A 21,165-nucleotide genomic window follows, 5' to 3' on the forward strand; every position below is an offset into this window, starting at 1 on the left:
ACGCGGAAAGGCGGGGGAGCAGGCATGAGCGACGTACGGGCCATCGATGAGCGGTCGCTGCGCGAGGCGAGGAAGGTCGTCGAGGGCGGCGGCCTCGTCGTGCTGCCGACCGACACCGTCTACGGCATCGCGTGCGACCCGCACAACGGCGACGCGATCGCGCGGATCTACGCGGCCAAGCGCCGCCCCCGCACGAAGGCGCTGCAGGTGATCATGGCCTCGGTCGACGATCTGGACGCCCTCGGCCTGACGCTGCCGACGCCGCTCAACCGTCTCGCCGCGCAGCTGCTGCCCGGCGCGTTCTCGCCGATCGCGCTCGCCGACGACGACTGCGCATTGTGCACGACGAGCCGCGACGCGCGCGGCGTGCGCACTCAGGCGATCCGCGTGCCGAACTCGCACGCCTGCCTTGAGGTGCTGCGCGCGACGGGGCCGCTCGCCGCGTCGAGCGCAAACCGTTCGGGCGGCGAGAGCGCGCAGAGCGTCGACGAGGCGGTGCGCGCCTTCGGCGACGCCGTCGACCTGTATCTTGACGGCGGCCCGACGATCGGACATGTCGCGAGCACCGTCGTGGCGGCCGACCCCCTCGCGCGCGACGGCATAGAGATCCTGCGCGAGGGCGTCATCCCGGCTTCGGTCATCCGCCGCGCGATCCATATGAACGGCGGCGGTCTGGGTCTATGAAGGTCTACCTGTTCATCTGCCTGCTCGCGGCCTGCGCGACGTTCCTGTACACGCCGATCGTGCGCCATGTGGCGATCCGCGTCGGCGCGGTCGGCGAGGTGCGCGCGCGCGACGTGCACACGGTGCCGACCCCGCGCATGGGTGGCGTCGGCATGCTGTGCGGTTTCCTGACGGCGATGTTCTTCGCGTCCCGCCTCAACTTCCTGCAGGGGGTCTTCCGCGAGAACCACCAGGCGTACATCGTCATGGCGGGCGCGGCGCTCATCTGCCTGCTGGGCGTGTGCGACGACATCTGGGACCTCGATTGGATGCTCAAGCTCGCCGGGCAGCTGCTCATCTCGGTGTTCGTCGCATGGGGCGGCCTGCAGATCATCACGTTGCCGATCGGGTCGCTCGTGACGGCGTCGCCGACGATCTCGATCGCGATCACGGCGCTGCTCATCGTCGTGTCGATCAACGCCGTGAACTTCGTCGACGGCCTCGACGGCCTCGCCGCCGGCATCGTCGCGATCGGCGGCATCGCCTTCGGCATCTACTCGTACATCCTCGCGCGCTCGGCGCCGTCGTACGCGTCGATGGCGACGCTCGTCGACGTCGCGATGGTCGGAGTCTGCCTCGGCTTTCTGCTGCACAACTGGCATCCGGCGAAGCTGTTCATGGGCGATTCCGGATCGATGCTGCTCGGCTACCTGATCACCTGCGCGTCGATCATCATGACCGGACGCATCGATCCGGCCACGGTGAACGCGTCGATCTACCTGCCCGCGTTCATGCCGATCCTGCTGCCGATCCTCGTGCTGTTCCTGCCGGTGCTCGACATGATGATGGCGATCTGCCGACGTCTGAGCAAAGGGCAGTCGCCGATGCACCCCGACCGCATGCATCTGCACCACCGCATGCTGCGCATCGGCCATTCGGTGCGCGGCGCCGTGCTCATCCTGTGGGGATGGGCGGCGCTCATCGCCTTCGGCTCGCTGATGCTGCTGTTCTTCCGGCCGCTCCATGTGCTCGTCGTCTTCCTCATGGCCGCCGCCGCGCTCACCGTCGCGACGATGTATCCGTCGATCCGCCGGCGCATGAACGGCGAGGTCGACGGCGAGGAACCGCCCGAGGAGCGAGACGCCGATCATCCGGGGCATGCGCGCGGCGGCGACGGACGGCATCGCGCGCGGCACATGCGCGACGCCGCGTCGTCGGGTCCGGCATCGCCATCGGCGGGAGGAAGGCAGCGCGGACGCCGGGACGAGTGAGCGGACGCCTTGCATCGCGCTCGCGCCGCGACTGCGCGGGAAAGCGTGGTGAACAGGGGTATATGGCCTGGTATCCTGCGGCTGCGCCGAGGCCGCGCGACCCCCGTCGCACAGGCCGTCGAGAGGGCCATGTTGCATCGTGGAACGGCGAGTGGCGTTCGTCGTCGTACGTCCATATAGTAGGCCTATGGCTACAAATCCTGATATGCATGCAGAATCCCCGTACGCTCCGCTTCCCCCCATCTTCGCCCAGCTCGGCCTCGCCTACGACGACGTGCTGCTGCTGCCGAACGAGACCGACGTCATCCCCTCCGAGGTGGATACGACGACCCATCTGACCCGCAACATCACGATGAAGGTCCCGGCGATCTCCGCCGCGATGGACACGGTGACCGAGTCCGAGATGGCGATCGCGATGGCCCGCAACGGCGGCATCGGCGTGCTGCACCGCAACCTGTCGATCGACGACCAGGCAGCGCAGGTCGACTACGTCAAGCGTTCAGAATCGGGCATGATCACCGACCCGCTCACCGTGAACCCCGACGTCACGCTCGCCGATCTGGACAAGCTGTGCGGCAAGTTCCACATCTCCGGCCTGCCGGTCGTCGATCATGAGAACAAGCTCGTCGGCATCATCACGAACCGCGACATGCGTTTCATCGCGTCGGACGACTACGACCATCTGCGCGTCAAGGACGTCATGACGAAGGATCATCTGATCACCGGCCCGTCGGACATCTCGAAGCGCGACGCGCACGACCTGCTCGCGGCGAACAAGATCGAGAAGCTGCCGCTCGTCGACGCCGAAGGCCATCTCACTGGCCTGATCACCGTCAAGGACTTCGTGAAGACCGAGCAGTACCCGGATGCGACGAAGGACGAGCAGGGCCGTCTGCGCGTCGCCGCCGGCATCGGCTTCCTCGGCGACGCGTGGCAGCGCGCGAGCGCGCTGCTCGAGGCGGGCGTCGACGTGCTCGTCGTCGACACGGCGAACGGCGAGGCCAAGCTCGCGCTCGATATGATCCGCCGCATCAAGAACGACCCGGCCTTCAGCGGCGTCGACATCATCGGCGGCAACATTGCGACGCGTCAGGGCGCGCAGGCGATGATCGACGCGGGCGTCGACGCCGTCAAGATCGGCGTGGGCCCCGGCTCGATCTGCACGACGCGCGTCGTCGCAGGCGTCGGCGTGCCGCAGCTGACGGCAGTGTACGAGGCTTCGCGCGCCTGCCGCGCCGCGGGCATCCCGTGCATCGCCGACGGCGGTATTCACTATTCGGGCGATATCGCGAAGGCACTCGTCGCCGGCGCGAGCTCGGTCATGCTCGGCGGCGTGCTCGCCGGCTGCGAGGAGGCTCCGGGTGAGAAGGTACTGCTGCACGGCAAGCAGTACAAGCTGTACCGCGGCATGGGTTCGCTCGGCGCGATGGCTCCGCGCGGCAAGAAGTCGTACTCGAAGGACCGCTATTTCCAGGCGGATGTCACGAGCTCGGACAAGGTCGTGCCGGAAGGCGTCGAGGGCGAAGTGCCGTACCGCGGACCGCTCAACGCCGTGCTGTACCAGATGATCGGCGGTCTGCACCAGTCGATGTTCTACATCGGCGCGCACAACATCCCCGAGATGAGCGAAAAGGGCCGCTTCATCCGCATCACCGACGCCGGCCTGCGCGAATCGCATCCGCATGACATCGTCATGACGGCCGAAGCACCGAACTATTCCGGCCGCTGACGGCGCCGCATCGCAACCTACCGCGCAGCGCCGCGCCGCGCGGTAGGTTGACGCACGGCAAGCACCGAGGGCCGTCCCCATATGGTCACAACCATACGGGGACGGCCCTTTTCGTTCGGTCCGCGCGGCATCCGGGTGGTCGCCATGCCGCCAGACGCACCCCTGCGCCCATACCTGCGGCATCGTAGCGGCATTCTTTAGGTGGGTTCACCCGCATACCGCCATCGTAGAGGGCGGCATCCTGTGGGTGGGATCACTCAAATACTGCCGTTGGCATGGACTTCAGCGGCATTCTTTAGGTGGGTTCACCCGCATACCGCCATCGCCAGCTGTTGGGGTGGCCGTTTATGAGTGAGCTCACCTATACAATGCCATTGTTGGTTGGGCACACAGCATTCTATGGGTGAGCTTACGCAAATACCGCCATTGGCGGGGTGCTGTGGGTAGGGCGGCGCAAGCAGGGGGCCGGCGGCCATCCGGCGGCCATCCGGCGGCGAGACGGTCCGTACGGCGGGACGGTTGTGACGATATTGTGCAAACCTTCGGGTATTGTTGGTGATGATATCGTATTCGTTCACTGGAGGAGAAAGCTGCCAGTGTGGACGATACGCCTAAAGAATCAGAGAATCATTGCGCTTGCAAGGATTCTCAGCACCAAGAGGCAGTAAGGAACCCTGTATGGACATCCAAGCTACACAGAAGTCGGGGGTGCGCAATGCCATCGTTCGCATCGCCGCGCTCGTCGTGACGCTCACGATGCTCGTCGCGACCACCGTGTTCGGCGTCGGCCGCGCGCACGCCGCCGAACTGACGGCGAGCGCCGACCCGACGACCTTCACGCAGTGGACCGAAGGCGTCGGCAACCCGCTCGACCCGCGCTCCAACGGCCGCGTCTGGACCGACAAGTCGGTCACGACCGGCGATGTGACGCTCGACGCCGGCAACGGCGAACAGGTCGTCGTCGGCAAGGACAAGGCCGCCGACTTCCTCGTCGGCCTGTCCGCGATGTCGAGCGCCCAGCAGATCACCGGCATGAGCAGCGGCAACAAGCCGCTCGACGTCACGCTCGTGCTCGACGTCTCCGGTTCGATGTCCTCCAACATGGACTACACCTATACGCCGGTCTACGGCGAGGTCACCGGCGAGACGCTGTTCGTCCGCAGCGACTCCGGGAGCTACACGGCCGTGTATCCGATTATGAACGAGACGACCGGTCACTGGCAGTACACCGATAGGGACGGATCGGTGCTGTACACGCCGAAGATGAGCCCTGAAGACACCGATCCGGATCATGTCCAGCTCTACCGCCGTATGCCGCGCATCACGCGTCTCGACGCGCTGAAGACCGCCGTCAACGGCTTCCTCGACCAGATGGCCGCGCGCAACGCGCAGATCTCCGATGCGGCCGCGAAGAACCGCGCCGGCATCGTCACCTTCGAAAGCAGGGCGGAGATCAAATCGCGCTTCACCGACGACACGGCCGCCCTGCAGGGCATCGTCAACGGCCTTCGCGACCTCGGCGGCACCTATTCCGCCGAAGGCCTGCAGCTCGCCCATCAGCTGATCGACGAGGACAAGCGCACGAACGCCGATTCCGTCGTCATCTTCTTCACCGACGGCGATCCCTTCGACTACGACGAGGCCGTCGCCGAGGCGAAGTCGCTCAAGGACTCCGGCACGCCGATTTATGCGGTCGGCACCTTCAACACGCCGGACATCAACAACCTGAGCTACACGTCGAACCGCTATATGCAGGCCGTCTCGAGCAACTATCCGAACGCCACGACGATGCAGGACCTCGGCGAGCGCGCGCCGGATTCCGACTACTACATGAACGCCAACAACGCCGACCAGCTCAAGAACATCTTCAACGACATCTGGACGGCGATCTCGAGCAAGCCGTCGTCGCCGATCGCGACGACGACCGAGTCGGGCATGGAACGCGGCACGATCACGTTCACCGACGAACTCGGCGCCTACATGACGGTGCGCGACATGAACAGCGTCGTCTTCGCCGGCAGGCAGTTCACCGCAAAGACCTCCGAAACCTCCGAGGACGGTGCGACGACGACCTACGTCTTCGAAGGCGAAGTCGACGGCAACCCGATCTACGGCACCGCGAACCTCGCCGATCTCGTCGTCACCGTGACGCACGGCGAAACCGAAACAGTGCGCGTGCAGGTGCCCGAGCAGCTGCTGCCGCTGCGCCTGTATTCGGTGAGCGTCGATCAGGACGGCAACGTGACGACGACGATCAACGACACGTTCCCGATCCGCGTCTTCTACTCGGTCGGCCTCAAGGATGGCGTGCGTGATGCGCTCGCGAACCCGGACGAGGCGCTCGCCGCGTACGTCAAGGACAACGGCGAGACCTTCACGTCGAACAAGTACGAAGAGGACGCCGAGCGCGGCTCGACGACGGCGACGTTCACGCCGGCGAAGTCGAACGACTTCTACTACTTCGTCAACGACACGCCGCTGTACAACTCCGAGAACGTGTCCGACCCGGCCAAGTCGATCGAGGAAGGCAAGACCTACCACTATCTGCGCACCTACTACGCGGACAACGCGAAGCATGAGCAGTGGGTCGCCGTCAACGGCGCCGACGCCGCCGGCAAGACGCAGACGGGCGCGAACGGCGACGTCTTCGTGCCGGCCGGCACCGTGCGCATGGGCTTGGCGAACTACACGGTCGCGAAGAAGGACAACGTGACGAAGACGGCGACCGCGGCAATCGCGCCGCGCTGGGACGGCACCACCGTCGACGTCGCGCTCGGCAACAACGGCCGTCTCGCCGTCGCGCAGTCGCCGGTGACGCCGGAGCCGGAGCCGGAGGAGACGACGCCGGCCGCCACGCCGGAGCCGACGCAGCCGGAGGGCACCGTCGAGTCGGCGCCGACGACGGACACGTCGACGGCGAACACCGGCTCGAGCGTCGCGCTCATCGTCGCCGTCGCCGCCGCGCTGCTGTGCGCGGGCCTCGGCACGCTGCAGCTGCGCCGCCGCCGCTCGACCGGCCGCCACGCCGGCTGAGCGAAGGACGGCTGTTGATCAGCCGTCCGAACGATGACGACACGACGGGGTCGTGCACGTGGAATCATGTGCACGGCCCCGTTTGTCGTATCTGCGACGCGCGGCCGATGTTTTGCGTTCAGGATAGAACTTAACGTGCGTGCGGCGACGTGAGGTAGGCTCGAATGTTCGGCGCGGGGTCGGCTCGTCCGCGCGTCGCGATGCATCCGGCGGACGTGCGCCGCGAGATTGCATCGACGAACAGACAACACAGACAACAGTGCGACAATGGAACGCGGCAACAGCGCGACAACAGCACGCAATGAACGCCGGCACACAATGAAACGCGAGAAAAGAGGCACGCTATGGTGGACGCACATGACGACGAGGTGTATTCGGCGGCGAATTCACGGCTCATCTGGATCGACTGCGAGATGACGGGGCTCGACGTCTTCCACGACGAACTGTGCGAAGTCTCCGTCGTGCCCACCGACTTCGACCTCAACGTGCTCGACGACGGCATCGACCTCGTCATCCGTCCCTCCGACGAGGCCGTCGCGCATATGAACGACTTCGTGCGCGCGATGCACACCCGTTCCGGTCTCATCACCGAATGGGAGCAGGGGCTGAGCGTCGAGGAGGCCGAGCAGAAGGTCATCGACTACGTCACGCGGTTCATCCCCGACGGCGTCAAGCCGCTGCTCGCCGGCAACTCGGTCGGCTCCGACAAGAAGTTCCTCGACCGCTACATGCCCGGTCTGATGAGCCATCTGCACTACCGCGTCGTCGACGTGAGCACGATCAAAGAGCTCGCGCGCCGCTGGTACCCGGACGTCTACGCGAACCGTCCGGCGAAGGACGGCGGCCACCGCGCGCTCGCCGACATCATCGAATCGCTCGACGAGCTGCGCTACTACCGCGAGGCCGTCATGGCGCCGGCGCCCGGCCCGGACGCGGCCACGGCGAAGCGGATCGCCGAGGACGTCGAACGCACGAGCATCGCGCGGCGCTGACCGCCGCGGCGGCGCATACGGCGCAAATCGTGCATTGCATGCAGTGAAACAAAACAAGAGGAGGACCATACCCACTATGACCAATGAGGAACCCAGGGATTGGAAGACGCTCGAGCCGCTCGACGACATCAGGCTCGTCGTCGCGGACATGGACGGCACGCTGCTCGACGCCGACAGTCAGATCCCGCTCGGCTTCAAGCCGATGCTCGACCGGCTCACGCAGCTCGGCGTGCGTTTCGTGCCGGCGAGCGGCAGGCAGTACCAGACGCTCGAGAAGATGTTCGCCGACGCGCCGCAGCGGCTGCCGATCATCGCCGAGAACGGCAACGTCGTCGCGCTCGACGGCGAGGTCATCGAAACGCATGGCGTCAGCGGCGACATCGTCGACAAGACGATCGCGATGACCGAACGCACGAGCGACGACCTCGGCCTCGTCATCTGCGCGCTCGGCGGCGCCTACGTCAGCCGTGACGACGCGCCGTTCATCGCCGAGGCGAGCAAATACTACACGAAGCTGACCGTCGTGCCCGATCTGCGCGAAGTGCTGCGCTACAAGGACGAGCAGATCCTCAAGCTCGCAATCTTCGATTTCGGCGACGCGCAGGCGATGGCCGAGCGCGAACTCGGCTTCGTTGAATCCCCGTACGCGGCAACCGCGTCGAGCCCGCATTGGGTCGACATCATGGACGGCAACGTCGACAAGGGTGAAGGCGTCAAGGCGCTGCAGCGCGCGCTCGGCATCACGCGCGCGCAGACGATGGTCTTCGGCGACTATCCCAACGACATCGGCATGCTGCGCGAGGGTGACTACTCGTTCGCGATGGCGAACGCGCATCCGCAGGTCATGAAGGTCGCGCATTATCTGGCGCCGGCGAACACGGAAGAAGGCGTGATCCGCGTCGTCGATCGGCTGGTGCGCTGATGCGGCAGGCCGAGGCGCTCGAAATCATGGACGCCGGCGCGAGCGTCTTCCTGACCGGCGCTCCCGGCGCCGGCAAGACGTACACGCTCAACGAGTTCGTCGCCGGCGCGCGCAGACGCGGCGCGAGCGTCGCCGTCACGGCGTCCACGGGCATCGCGGCCACGCATATCAACGGACAGACGATCCATTCTTGGAGCGGCCTCGGCGTCGCGAACGCGCTCACCGAACAGGTGCTCAAGAACGTGCGCACGCGCCGACGCAAGGCGCTGCAGGCGACCGACATCCTCGTCATCGACGAGGTCTCGATGATGCACGCGTGGCTGTTCGATATGGTCGACCGCGCGATGCGCGTCGTGCGGCGCGATGACCGTCCCTTCGGCGGCGTGCAGGTCGTGCTCTCCGGTGATTTCTTCCAGCTGCCGCCGGTGAGCGTCGGCGCGCGCAACCACGACGTCGTCACGCCGAGCCCTGAATTCGTCGCCGAACGCGAGCGCTACGCGCGCGCTGGACGCAACCCGGAGGGCTTCGTCACCGAATCCTTCGCGTGGGACGAACTCGACCCGGTCGTCTGCTATCTCGACGAGCAGCATCGTCAGGACGACGGCGCGCTGCTCGGCGTCCTCACCGACATCCGCGACGGCCGTGTCTCGCAGCAGGACCGCGACCTGCTCGTCACGCGCCTTGGCGTGCGGCCGCCGGAGGGACGCACCGCCGTCAACCTGTTCCCCGTCAACCGTCAGGCCGATCAGCTCAACGATCGCATGCTCGCCGCGATTGACGCGCCTGCGCACACCTTTTACGCGACCTGCGCGGGGCCGGCGAACCTCGTCGAGCGACTCAAACGCAACATGCTCGCCCCGGACGTGCTCACGCTCAAGGAGGGCGCCGAGGTCATGGCCGTGCGCAACGACGCCGACCATCAGTTCGTCAACGGCTCGCTCGGTACCGTGCGCGGCTTCGCGACGGAGGCCAAGGGCGGCTGGCCGATCGTCGCCTTCGAGAACGGCAACGTCGTGACGATGAAGCCGAGCGACTGGGAGCTCACCGACAACGAGAAGACGCTCGCCGCTGTCTCACAGGTGCCGCTGCGCTGCGCGTGGGCGATCACGATCCACAAATCGCAGGGCATGACGCTCGACGCGGCCGTCATGGATCTCAAGCGCACCTTCGCGCCCGGCATGGGCTACGTCGCGCTTTCCCGAGTGGAACGGCTCGACGGGCTGTTTCTCGACGGCGTCAGCAATCGCATGTTCGATGTGAGCGACGATGCCGTGCGGCTCGACGGAACGTTGCGCGAACGTTCGACCGAGGCGGCGCGCGCGTTGCACGAGGACGGCGCCGCGTCGATCGTCGCCGCGCAGCGCCATGCGGAGGTCGCCGCCGAGGACGACGACGGTTTCGCGCAGGACGAGCTGTTCTGACGACGCGCGGTTGTGCGGGTGGGCTGTGTCGCATCGTCGGCCACGCCCGTCGTGAACATGCGCGCGGCGGCGCGTCACTACAATGTGAATCGACAATTCAATAAAGGAATGATCGGCATCGCGGCTTCGGCGGCGGTGCGGCAGGCAGGAGGAAGGCATCATGAAGCGTAGGAACGCGTATATCGTCTCGGGGATCGGCGCGATCGTGCTGTTCGTCGCCTTCCTGACCTACAACGCGCAGCCGGTGCCGTTGTGGAACTGGATCAAGTTGTCTGACATCCTGACGATCGTCGGCGGCCTGATGTTCATCATCCCGTTCTATGCGCTGTCGGTGCGTGTCAAGGAGCGCGAGCATGCGCCGAACCCGTGGGTGTGGCAGCTGCTGCCGGTCGTCGGCATGTTCCTGATGGTCGTCGGCCTGCTGATTCCGAACGATTTCGTGAGCTTCGGCTCGGTCGCGCTGTGCGACGTGCTGTACTTCCTCGGCTGCGTCGGCATGCTGATGATCTTCGTCTACCCCTTCGGCTCGGTCAACGACGAGATCCTCGAGAACGACGTCGACGCGCGCGTCGAGGACGACGAGGAGCACACGAAACGCACGACGACGAAGTGACGGCGAAGTGACGGCGAAGTGACGGCGAAGTGAGTCGATAGGGTGGCGCATGCGGACGCCCGGACCGCGCGACGACGGCTGCGCGCCGGGCGTCCGCATGCGCCGCCGTTGGTCCCGCAAGCCGCGTAGGTTAACAGGTATGACCAAAGCTCTTCGAATGTCCACCATGTTCCTGCGTACGCTGCGCGAAGACCCCGCCGACGCAGACGTCGATTCCGCGAAGCTGCTCCAGCGCGCCGGCTACATCCGCAAGGCCGCGCCGGGCATCTGGACCTGGCTGCCGCTCGGCCTGGCCGTCCTCAACAAGATCGAGGGCATCATTCGCGAGGAGATCAACGGCATTGGCGCCCAGGAGGTGCACTTCCCGGCGCTGCTGCCGCGCGAGCCGTACGAGGCGACGCACCGCTGGGAGGAGTACGGCGACAACATCTTCCGTCTCAAGGATCGTCACGAGGCCGACTATCTGCTCGCGCCGACGCATGAGGAGATGTTCACGCTGCTCGTCAAGGACATGTACTCGTCCTACAAGGACCTGCCGGTGACGCTCTACCAGATCCAGACGAAGTACCGCGACGAGTTCCGTCCGCGCGCGGGCCTGATCCGCGGCCGCGAGTTCATCATGAAGGACGCCTATTCGTTCACTGTCGACGAGGAGGGCATGCGCAAGGCCTACATGGACGAGCGTGGCGCCTACGAGCGCATCTTCCAGCGGCTCGATTTGAAGTACGTGCCGGTCTTCGCGATGAGCGGCCCGATGGGTGGCTCGGCATCCGAGGAGTTCCTCGCGCCGATGCCGATCGGCGAGGACACCTTCGCGCTCGCGCCGAGCGGCAAGGCATGGAACGTCGAGGCGCTGCACACGCCCGAAATCGAGGCGATCGACTGCTCGGCGACGCCGGCTGCCGAGAAGCGCGCGACGCCGGGGGCGAAGACGATTGACGAGATGGTCGCGTTCGCGAACGAGACCTATCCGCGCACCGATGGCCGTGCATGGCAGGCCGAGGACATCCTCAAGAACGTCGTCGTCGCCGTCAAGCACGCCGAGGACGACGAGCATGACGAACCGTGGCGCGAACTGATCGTCGTCGGTATCCCCGGCGACCGCACGATCGACATGAAGCGCCTTGAGGCGCAGTTCGCCCCGTCCGAGCTCGAGGAAGCCACCGAGGAGGACCTCAAGGCGCATCCCGAACTCGTGCAGGGCTTCATCGGCCCGATGGGCTTCGGCCCGCAGAACGACGCCGACGGCGCGCTGCGCTACTTCATCGACGCGCATGTGGCCGAAGGCTCGGCGTGGTTCACCGGCGCCGACGAACAGGACGTCGACTACTACGACCTCGTCTACGGCCGTGACTTCAAGGCCGACGGCGTCGTCGAGGCCGTCGAGGTGCGCGACGGCGACATGAGCCCGGACGGCTCCGGCCCGCTGAGCTTCGAACGCGGCGTCGAGATCGGTCAGGTCTTCCAGCTCGGCCTGAAGTATTCCGAGGCGCTCGGCCTCAAGGTGCTCGACCAGAACGGCAAGACGGTGCCGGTGTGGATGGGCTGCTACGGCATCGGCGTGAGCCGCGTGCTCGCCTGCATCGCTGAGACGCATCACGACGAGCGCGGCCTGGCCTGGCCGGCGAACATCGCGCCCGCCCAGGTGCACGTCGTGGCGACCGGCAAGGACGAAGCGGCCTTCGAAGCCGCCGACCGTCTCGTCGAACAGCTTGAGGCCGACGGCGTCGAGGTCATCTACGACGACCGCCGGAAGGTCTCGCCGGGTGTCAAGTTCAAGGACGCCGAACTCATCGGCGTGCCGATCATCGCCGTCGCCGGACGCGACACCGTCAACGACGGCACGATCGAAGTACGCGACCGCGACGGCGGCAACAAGGAGGCTGTGCCGGCCGAGTCGGCGGCGCAGGCCATCGCCGACCGTCTGCGCCGGATGCTCTGATCGTCCGATCGCATGAATGCTCAGGCCCGTCACCGGAAGGTGGCGGGCCTTTTCGTATGTCCTCTTCGTGTGAGCGCACGGTGTGTGAGAGCACGGTGGCGACAGGCCGGCGCACGGCATGTGCGCCGTGCATAATCCGGCGAATCCATCCACATCGCGCATGTGGATTGGTGTGGATAGAGGTCCCGTCCATCCACATTTCGGGCGCGACACACCCTTCCGGTCACATACCCCCGTCAGGCTTGCGCCGCGGATGTCTCCACGCCGATAGTGGTGGAACCCAACCGGACCAAGCCGGACCCGATCAGGGGCGTCGAAGACGGCGCAGCCAGACGAAAGGACACGACCATGGCGATACAACAGGGACAGATCACGATCACCGGATTCCTCGGCAGCGAACCGACGCCGCTCGGCCTGCATGGCGGGGCGCGCGCCGCATGCCGCTTCCGCCTCGCATGCACGCGCGGCTACCGCGACGGCGACGGACGATGGCAGTCGCTGCCGACGACGTGGATCACCGTCAAGGCGTTCCGCGAGCTCGCGCTCAACATCGTCAATTCGCTGCACAAGGGGGAGGCCGTCATCGTCGTCGGCGTGCTATCCACCGAAGAGTGGCCGGGCGAGGACGGCAAGGCACGTTCGCACACGTTCATCGAGGCGAGCAATGTCGGCCACGACCTCAACTACGGCATCTCGGTCGTGCGCAGGCTTGCGAAGGGTCAGTCGGACACGCAGGGCGCGAGGCGGCCGAGGCAGGCGGACGGCGTCGACGACGCGCCGGTCGACCTCGATGGCGTGCAGATCGATCCGCGCACCGGCGAGGTCACCGACGACGCGGCCGCGCAGGCCGAAGTCGTCGCCGAAGCGCAGGCCGTGGCCGATCAGGCCGCCGAACCTGTCGCCGTCGGCGCACCGCCAGATGACTTCTGACAGAAGACTTCTGACAGAAGACTGCAGACGGCGGGCAGTAGGCCGAAGGCAATCAGTCAGAGAAAAGAGAAGGCGGAAGGGGACGCCACGGCACGCGCCGCGGCGTCCCCTTCCGCCTTACCGTCGCCTGTTATCGCCGTCGCGTCACCAGATGTGGACGCGTTCCTCCGGCTTGAGCCACATGCGGTCGTCGGGCGTGACGCCGAAGGCCTTGTAGAACAGGTCGACGTTGCGCGCGATGCCGTTCGTGCGGCATTCGGCCGGCGAATGCGGGTCGATCTGCAGATACTGCTCGACGAGTTCGTCGCGGTTCTTCGTGCGCCAGATCAGCGCATAGCCGAGGAAGAAGCGCTGCAGGCCGGTGAAGCCGTCGAGCGTCGGCGCCGTGTCGAGCGCCGCCTCAATCGCCGTCGGGTCGCCGTCGATCGGCTTGCCCTGCGCCTCGTCGAGCGAGAACGCGTAGGCCTTGAGCGCGATGTTGACGCCGGACAGGTCGCCGATGTTCTCGCCGATCGTCAGCGCGCCGTTGACGTGCGGCGCCTTCGTCGGGTCGTCGCCGTACTTCTCCTGCAGCTGCGCGGGCACGAAACGGTCGTACTGGTCGATGAGCGTCTTCGTCAGCTGCTGGAAGCGCGCCTTGTCCTCGGCGGTCCACCAGTCCTCGAGCTTGCCTTCGCCGTTGAACTGCGCGCCCTGATCGTCGAAGCCGTGGCCGATCTCATGGCCGATGACCGAGCCGATGCCGCCGTAGTTGACGGCGTCCTCGGCCTCCGGGTTGAAGAACGGCGGCTGCAGGATCGCGGCCGGGAAGACGATGATGTTGAGCGTCGGCTCATAGTAGGCGTTGACCGTCTGCGGGTTCATCAGCCACTCGTCCTTGTCCACCGGCTTGCCGCATTTGGCCATCTGGTAGCCGAATTCGTAGACCGAGGCCGCGCGCATGTTGTCCATCAGCGACGCTGACGCGTCGACGTCGAGCGCCGTGTAGTCGCGCCAATGGTTCGTGTAGCCGATCTTCGCCTCGAAATGGTCGAGCTTGTCGAGCGCCTTGCGCTTCGTCTCGTCTCCGAGCCAGTCGCTGTTGAGGATCGAGACATGGTAGGCCTCGATCAGGTTGTGCACGAGCTGCTCCATGCGCGTTTTCGACGATTCGGGGAAATGCTCGCGCACATAGACGCGGCCGACGTCCTCGCCACAGATGCCGTTGACAAGCGAGACGCCGCGCTTCCAGCGGGCGCGCTGCTCCTTGGCACCCGAAAGCGTGCGGCCATAGAAGTCGAAGTTCGTCGTGTCGAAATCGCCCGACAGCATGCTCGCGCGGCCGACGATGACGTGGACGCGCGCCCACAGCTTGAGGTCCTCGAGGTCGGCGTCCGCCCAGAACGTGTTCAGTCCGGTGAGGAACGACGGTTCCATGACGTTGACGTGCGCGAGCGCGCCGAGCACGTCGACCGGGTAGCTGCGCGCCGTCGCCGAACGGTCGTACGACGTCTGCATCGCCTTCGCCCACGCCTCGATGTCGAAGGCGGCGAGCATCGCGGCCAGCGCGGCGAAATCGGTCGGGTTGTTCGTCTTCTGCGAGTCGCGCGTCTCGACGTTCGTCCAATGGTGGGAGGCGATCGTCGTCTCCACCTCGAGCAGATGTTCAGCCTGCTCCTGCGCGTCGTCGGCGTAGCCGGCGTTCTTCAACTGCCGGGCGACCATCGTCACGTAGGCGTCGCGGATCGGCTTGTAGTGGTCCTCGCGGTAGTACGCCTCATCGGGAAGCCCGAGGCCGCCCTGGCTCAGATGCATGATGTTGTGGTCAGGGTCGTTGAAGTCGCCGAAGATGTCGAATCCGAACAGGTCGGGGCCGCCGTAGGGGCTCATCTCGCCGAGCAGCGCCGTCAGCTCGGCCTTCGTCTGCACGGCGTCGATATGGTCGAGGTCGGCGCGGATCGGCGTGGCGCCGGCTTTTTCGACGGCATCGACGTCGAGGAAGGAACGGTAGATCGCCTTCGATTTGGCGGCCTCGTCGCCGTCGGATTCGAGGATGTCGCGGATCTGGGATTCGGCGTTCTCGGCGAGACGGTCGAAGGAGCCGTAGCGGGAACGGTCGTCGGGAAGCGCGTAGGTGTCGATCCACGGGCCGTTGACGTAGCGGAACAGGTCGTCGGCGGGGCGGATCACGGAGGAGAATGCGGCCGGATCGATGCCGGATTGATAGGTGTTGCTCATGGTTCCACACTATAGGTCATTTTGCGACAACGCCGCCGGCGTACACGATCAAGAACATGCCCGCACAAGACAGGGCATACATCGACCGATTTCGCTGCCGACTACGCGCGAAGGGAAACAATTGCGAAAACGCGGCGGCGCAAGGCAGTGGGGGAGCACACTGGAGACATGACCGCAGGGCGAGCCTGCGGAAGGACCATGTGGTCGCGGAACGATACGACGCGCGGCGCTTCAGGGCGCGGGCCGTCAGCGCCGCGGCAGGAGGAAAGGAGTCATCATGTCCAACGTCAATGATTCGCCGAACGGCAACTGGAGCCCGTTCCGGCTCGTCGAGCAGTCGCTGCCGACCGGCGCGAAGAACGCCGTGCGCATCGCCTACGCCGTCATCGGCCTCGCCGCGCTCGCGCTCGGCATCTGCCTGCTCGTGTGGCCGGGCAAGACGCTCATCGTCGCCTGCATCATGCTCGGCATCTACTTCCTGATCTCCGGCATCGTGCGTATCGTCAGCTCGATCGTCGAGGTCGGCCTGCCGGCGGGATGGCGCGTGCTCGGCATCCTCATCGGCATCATCCTGATCATCGGCGGTCTTGTCGTGCTGCGCTACACGGCGTTCTCGACGGCGACGCTCGCCGTCATGTTCACGCTCGTCGTCGGCATCTGCTGGATCATGGAGGGCGTCATGGCGCTCGCCGAATCGTGGTCGATGCCGAGCTCCGGCTGGGCGATCGCCTACGCGATCATCTCGATCATCGCCGGCTTCGCGATCCTGTGCATGCCGATGGCTTCGACCGTCGCGCTCATCATCTTCGGCGGCTGCGCGATGATCGTCATGGGCATCGTCGCGATTGTGCGCGCCTTCACCTTCGGCCGCGTGCCGAAGAACTGAGTCGTCCGATTCAGTCATTGTGATTATTGATTGATTACCGAAGGCCGGTCGCCCGCATCCGCGCGGCCGGCCTTCGCGATGCCATAGCCGATGCCGTATCCGCCACGTTCGCAAATGTAAGCTGTGGGGGATAGGGTGGGTGTCAGCACAATCGCCGCAACGGTCGGCGCATGGGAAAGGTGGTAGCAACTCCATGATCGAACTCAAGACGCATTCGGAAATCGAAGCGATGAAGCCGGCGGGCCGTTTCGTCGGCGGCATCCTGCACGACCTGCAGGAACGCACGACGGTCGGCACGAACCTGCTCGAGATTGACGAATTCGTGCATCAGCGCATCGTCGACCGCAAGGGCGCCGAATCCTGCTACGTCGACTATGCGCCGGACTTCGGCACCGGCCCCTTTGCGCACTACATCTGCGTATCCGTCAACGACGCCGTGCTGCACGGCGTGCCCTACGACTACGACCTCAAGGACGGCGACCTCGTCAGCCTCGATCTGGCGATCAGCGTCGACGGCTGGGTCGCCGACTCCGCCGTGAGCTTCGTCGTCGGCAAGGACAAGGACCCCGAGGACCTGCGCCTGATCAAGTCCACGCAGGAGGCGCTCGCCGCCGGCATCGCCGCCGCGCAGCCGGGCAACCGCCTCGGCGACATCTCGCATGCGATCGGCGACGTCGCGCGCGCCTACGGCTACCCGGTCAACCTCGACTTCGGCGGCCACGGCGTCGGCCACATCATGCACGGCGACCCACATGTGCCCAACGACGGCAAGGCGCATCACGGCTACAAGCTGCGTCCGGGCCTCGTCATCGCGATCGAACCGTGGTTCATGAAGACGACCGACGAGATCTATCAGGATCCGAAGGACGGCTGGACGCTGCGCAGCGAGGACGGCTCGCGCGGCGCGCATTCCGAGCACACGATCGCAATCACCGAAGGCGGCCCGATCGTGCTCACGCAGCGCGAAGGCGACCCGATTTCCGAGGAGTTCAAGGGCTGAACGACGCCGGCGCGTCCGTGCATGCAATGATTCCATGACGAGGACCCGTGCATCCGCGCGAGTCCTCGCCGCATATCGGGACGCGACACGCTTTTGAGACGGCCGCGGCCGGCCGAAATACGGATACCTTATAGTGGTCGGCAGTGCCCGCCGCCGGACAGAGGCGGACCCATGTCGGGTCCCCGTCGGTGACGCGGGCGGAAGGAAGCGAACAGCACAGACAGGAGGCGGCATGGGCGTAGCGCAGTTGCATGTGGAGTCCAACCAGTTCGAATTGCCGGTCGTGAAGGCGAGCGCGGGGCCCGACGGCATCGTCATGTCCTCGCTGCGCAACGACAAATGGGTGTCGCTCGATCCCGGATTCCTGACGACGGCGCAATGCGAGTCGAAGATCACCTACATCGACGGCGAACATTCGATCCTGCGCTACCGCGGCTATCCGATCGAGCAGCTGTGCGAACGCTCCGACTTCCTCGAGGTCTCGTGGTTGCTGCGCCACGGCGAGCTGCCGACAAGCGCGCAGTACGAGAAGTTCGTCGACGACATCAACCACCACACGATGGTCGGCGAGGACTTCCGCACCTTCATGGGCTCGTTCCCGCGCGAGGCGCAGCCGATGAGCGTCATGGCCTCGGCAATCAACGCGCTCGCGACCTTCAACCCGGAGACGACCGACATCGACGACCCCGAACAGCTCGACGAGGCGGCGACGATCATCATGGCGAAGGCCCGCACGATCGTCAGCTACATCCTGCGGCGCCGCCGTGACGAGCCGATGCTCTACCCGGACTACGCGCGCGGCTACGTCGACGATTTCATCCGCATGTGCTTCGCCGTGCCGTACGAGCGTTTCGAATCCGATCCGCTCTACGTGCACGCGCTCGGCCGTCTGCTCATCATCCACGCCGACCATGAGCAGAACTGCTCGACATCGGTCGTGCGCATCGCCGGCTCGGCGCACGCGAACCTGTACTCGGCGGTGGCGGCCGGCATCAACGCGCTGTCCGGGCCGCTGCACGGCGGCGCGAACGAGGCGGTGCTGCGCCAGCTGATGGCGATCCGCGACTCGGGCATGAGCGTGCGCGAGTTCGTCGACCGCGCCAAGCTCAACGGCGAACGCATCTCCGGCCTCGGCCACCGCGTCTACAAGTCCTACGATCCGCGCGCGGCAATCGCGAAGCACTATCTGGAGCGCATCATGGAGCAGAAGGCGACGCTCAAGCTGCTGCCGGGCGACGAGGAGCTCTTCGACGTGGCGCTCAAGCTTGAACAGATCGCGCTCACCGACGACTACTTCGTCTCGCGTCACCTGTATCCGAACGTCGACTTCTACACCGGCCTGATCTACCGCGCGATCGGCTTCGGCCCGTCGATGTTCACGCCGCTGTTCGCGCTCGGACGCATCCCCGGATGGATCGCCCAGTACCGCGAGATGCTCGCCGACCCGATGACGAAGATCGGTCGTCCGCGTCAGGTGTACACCGGCGAGGTGCTGCGCGACTACGTGCCGATGGACGAACGCGGTTGAGCCGTCCCGCCCGCATATGAAAACGCGCGCCCGTGCAGGGCGCGCGTTTTCATATGCGTGTGATCATTTGTGATACGGCTCGTGCGCGTTGATCTTGAAGGCGCGGTAGATCTGTTCGAGCAGGATCACGCGCATGAGCTGGTGCGGGAACGTCATCTTCGAGAAGCTCAGCAGCATGTCCGCTCGCGTCAGCACGCGCGGGTCGAGGCCGAGGGAGCCGCCGATGACGAACTGCAGACGGCTGACGCCATGCAGCCCCCACTGCGCGATCCTCGTCGCGAGCTGCTCGCTCGTCAACTGGTCGCCTTCGATTGCGAGCGCGACGACGAAGGCGTCGCCCTTGAGATGCTTGAGGATGCGCTCGCCCTCCTTCTCCTTGATCTGCTCGTTGAGTGCGTCGGAGGCGTGTTCGGGCGTCTTCTCGTCGGCCACTTCGACGATGTCGATTTTGGCGAAGCGCGACAGGCGTTTGCGGTATTCATCGATCGCGTCGCGCAGATAGCGTTCCTTGACCTTGCCGACGCAGACGATGTCGATGTTCATGCCACCCCCCTTATTACTCAGGGCATGTACCCGCTCAGCGCAGATGGGTTTTGCGAAACGGTGGTATTATGCCGTTTCGCAAAACCCATCTGCGCTGAGCGGGTACATGTTTCTGCTAGTTCTTGTGCAGCGCGTCGTTGAGCGCGATGCCGACCTTGCGTGCGCGCGCCTGCACGGCGCCGGTCAGCGAGTTGCGGATGAACATGATGTTGTCCTTGCCGCTCAGTTCGGCACCCTTGACGACGTCGAGCGCAACGCCCGCGGCCGCCTTCTGCTTGTCCCACACCTCGATCTTCGTGCCGGCCGTCACATACAGGCCCGCTTCGACGACGCAGTTGTCACCGAGCGAGATGCCGATGCCGGCGTTCGCGCCGAGCAGCGAATGCTCGCCGATCGAGTTGCGCAGCTTGCCGCCGCCCGACAGCGTGCCCATGATTGACGCACCGCCGCCGACGTCGGAGCCGTCGCCGACGACGACGCCCTGCGAGACGCGGCCTTCGATCATGCAGGTGCCGAGCGTGCCGGCGTTGAAGTTGACGAAGCCGGCGTGCATGACTGTCGTGCCTTCGCTCAGATAGGCGCCCAGACGCACGCGGTCGCCGTCGCCGATGCGCACGCCGCTGGGCACGACGTAGTCGAGCATGCGCGGGAACTTGTCGATCGACAGCACGTTGACCTCGGCGCGCATGCCCGGCATCGCGGCGCCGGCGTTCGTCTCCATGACGTCGAGGCGGCGCAGCGCGAAGTCCTCGACGGCGAAGGGGCCGTAGTTCGTCCACACGACGTTGTTGAGCGCGCCGAAGATGCCGTCGAGGTTCATCGAGTTCGGCTTGACCATGCGCATGCTCAGCAGGTGCAGGCGCAGGTAGGCGTCGGCGGCGTCGGCGATCGGTTCGTCGATGTTCGCGGCCGTGAACACCGGCACGCGCTTGACGCCGCGCGCGTCGGGGCCGTCGTGCACGAGCGTGCCGAAGCCGTGCGTGCCGGCCGGTGCGGACGGCTTCGCTTCGCCCATCTCAAGTTTCGGATACCAGACGTCGAGGGTGTTGCCGGCGGCGTCGACGTTGGCGAGACCCCAGCCCCATGCCCAGCGTTCATCGGTCATGTGCGCTCCTTCAGTGAAGACGGTGCCGGCCGGCGTCGTGCCGGCCGCGCTGCCACGGCGCATCCACGCGCGCCGCGCGCTTCCCACGATACAACGGGGGATGCGCCGTGGGGCCACTGCGGCGTGCGCGGGCACGCATGGGCACGGGGCGGATGCGGCCCGGCGCGAACACGGGTTGGGTGTGCGCTACACTGTGGTTCCTGTGAGCGCCAAGAACCAGCATGAACCGGAACGTCGAGACGAGGGCGGCCATGACCTGCGCCGCATCCTCACCGTCGCCGTCATCGCGGCCATCGTCGTCGGGATGTGCGTCCCGATGGTCCTGTCCGGCCTTTGAACCTCCATGTTCCCGTGACATGGACGTCCGGGA

General features: G+C 65.8%; 17 protein-coding genes. 14 read left to right on the plus strand and 3 right to left on the minus strand.

The features are described 5' to 3' along the window. Nucleotides 1-24: 24 nt before the first annotated feature. From CGZ88_RS08250 to CGZ88_RS08295, 10 genes are all read left to right on the plus strand, one after another. A complete protein-coding gene (locus tag CGZ88_RS08250) occupies nt 25-684 on the plus strand; it encodes an L-threonylcarbamoyladenylate synthase (RefSeq protein ID WP_101671557.1) in 660 nt (219 codons plus the stop codon). After that, nucleotides 681-1,934 carry an MraY family glycosyltransferase gene (locus tag CGZ88_RS08255; RefSeq protein ID WP_095613259.1) on the plus strand — a complete coding sequence of 418 codons (1,254 nt, stop codon included), beginning with the start codon at nt 681-683 and terminating at the stop codon, nt 1,932-1,934. Before CGZ88_RS08250 ends, CGZ88_RS08255 begins: the two co-directional genes overlap by 4 nt. A gap of 187 nt (nt 1,935-2,121) precedes the next feature. Next, entirely contained in the window at nt 2,122-3,663 is a 1,542-nt protein-coding gene (guaB, locus tag CGZ88_RS08260; protein ID WP_101671558.1) for an IMP dehydrogenase, read from the plus strand. Between the two features lie 678 nt (nt 3,664-4,341). Then, nucleotides 4,342-6,696, plus strand: a complete 2,355-nt coding sequence (locus tag CGZ88_RS08265) for a vWA domain-containing protein (protein WP_101671559.1) — start codon at nt 4,342-4,344, stop codon at nt 6,694-6,696. Nucleotides 6,697-7,040: 344 nt separating this feature from the next. After that, complete coding sequence (gene orn, locus CGZ88_RS08270) at nt 7,041-7,688, plus strand: oligoribonuclease (protein WP_101671560.1); 648 nt, start codon at nt 7,041-7,043, stop codon at nt 7,686-7,688. Between the two features lie 76 nt (nt 7,689-7,764). Continuing rightward, nucleotides 7,765-8,610 carry an HAD family hydrolase gene (locus tag CGZ88_RS08275; RefSeq protein ID WP_133120923.1) on the plus strand — a complete coding sequence of 282 codons (846 nt, stop codon included), beginning with the start codon at nt 7,765-7,767 and terminating at the stop codon, nt 8,608-8,610. Next, entirely contained in the window at nt 8,610-10,031 is a 1,422-nt protein-coding gene (locus CGZ88_RS08280) for a PIF1 family DEAD/DEAH box helicase (RefSeq protein WP_101671561.1), read from the plus strand. The genes CGZ88_RS08275 and CGZ88_RS08280 overlap by 1 nt, the downstream gene beginning before the upstream one ends. A 160-nt stretch (nt 10,032-10,191) precedes the next feature. After that, on the plus strand, nt 10,192-10,644 hold the full coding sequence (locus tag CGZ88_RS08285; protein ID WP_026644539.1) for a hypothetical protein: 453 nt from the start codon (nt 10,192-10,194) through the stop codon (nt 10,642-10,644). Nucleotides 10,645-10,801: 157 nt separating this feature from the next. Further along, a complete protein-coding gene (locus CGZ88_RS08290) occupies nt 10,802-12,586 on the plus strand; it encodes a proline--tRNA ligase (protein WP_101671562.1) in 1,785 nt (594 codons plus the stop codon). Nucleotides 12,587-12,934: 348 nt separating this feature from the next. After that, entirely contained in the window at nt 12,935-13,516 is a 582-nt protein-coding gene (locus CGZ88_RS08295; RefSeq protein ID WP_101671563.1) for a single-stranded DNA-binding protein, read from the plus strand. Nucleotides 13,517-13,660: 144 nt separating this feature from the next. Here CGZ88_RS08295 and CGZ88_RS08300 read toward each other — a convergent pair whose 3' ends face one another. Beyond that, complete coding sequence (locus CGZ88_RS08300) at nt 13,661-15,733, minus strand: M13 family metallopeptidase (RefSeq protein WP_101671564.1); 2,073 nt, start codon at nt 15,731-15,733, stop codon at nt 13,661-13,663. Nucleotides 15,734-16,010: 277 nt separating this feature from the next. Here CGZ88_RS08300 and CGZ88_RS08305 point away from each other — a divergent pair, with 277 nt between their 5' ends. The 3 genes from CGZ88_RS08305 to CGZ88_RS08315 all read left to right on the plus strand — a co-directional run bounded on the left by CGZ88_RS08305 (nt 16,011) and on the right by CGZ88_RS08315 (nt 19,147). After that, complete coding sequence (locus CGZ88_RS08305) at nt 16,011-16,619, plus strand: HdeD family acid-resistance protein (RefSeq protein ID WP_026644535.1); 609 nt, start codon at nt 16,011-16,013, stop codon at nt 16,617-16,619. A 193-nt stretch (nt 16,620-16,812) separates the two neighbouring features. Continuing rightward, nucleotides 16,813-17,619 (plus strand): type I methionyl aminopeptidase, encoded by an 807-nt coding sequence (gene map / locus CGZ88_RS08310; protein WP_026644534.1) that lies wholly within the window; start codon nt 16,813-16,815, stop codon nt 17,617-17,619. A 232-nt stretch (nt 17,620-17,851) separates the two neighbouring features. Continuing rightward, a complete protein-coding gene (locus tag CGZ88_RS08315) occupies nt 17,852-19,147 on the plus strand; it encodes a citrate synthase (RefSeq protein ID WP_026644533.1) in 1,296 nt (431 codons plus the stop codon). Nucleotides 19,148-19,210: 63 nt separating this feature from the next. On the opposite strand, the gene rlmH is transcribed toward CGZ88_RS08315, so the two are convergent. Beyond that, a complete protein-coding gene (rlmH, locus tag CGZ88_RS08320; RefSeq protein WP_101671565.1) occupies nt 19,211-19,690 on the minus strand; it encodes a 23S rRNA (pseudouridine(1915)-N(3))-methyltransferase RlmH in 480 nt (159 codons plus the stop codon). A gap of 115 nt (nt 19,691-19,805) precedes the next feature. Further along, nucleotides 19,806-20,795, minus strand: coding sequence for a 2,3,4,5-tetrahydropyridine-2,6-dicarboxylate N-succinyltransferase (gene dapD / locus CGZ88_RS08325; RefSeq protein WP_026644531.1), 990 nt, complete (start codon nt 20,793-20,795; stop codon nt 19,806-19,808). A gap of 202 nt (nt 20,796-20,997) precedes the next feature. On the opposite strand from dapD, the gene CGZ88_RS09195 reads away from it, so the two are divergent. Further along, on the plus strand, nt 20,998-21,132 hold the full coding sequence (locus CGZ88_RS09195; protein WP_257790230.1) for a hypothetical protein: 135 nt from the start codon (nt 20,998-21,000) through the stop codon (nt 21,130-21,132). Nucleotides 21,133-21,165: the final 33 nt, after the last annotated feature.

The sequence above is a fragment of the Bifidobacterium anseris genome, from assembly GCF_002860345.1.
Lineage (GTDB): Bacteria > Actinomycetota > Actinomycetes > Actinomycetales > Bifidobacteriaceae > Bifidobacterium > Bifidobacterium anseris.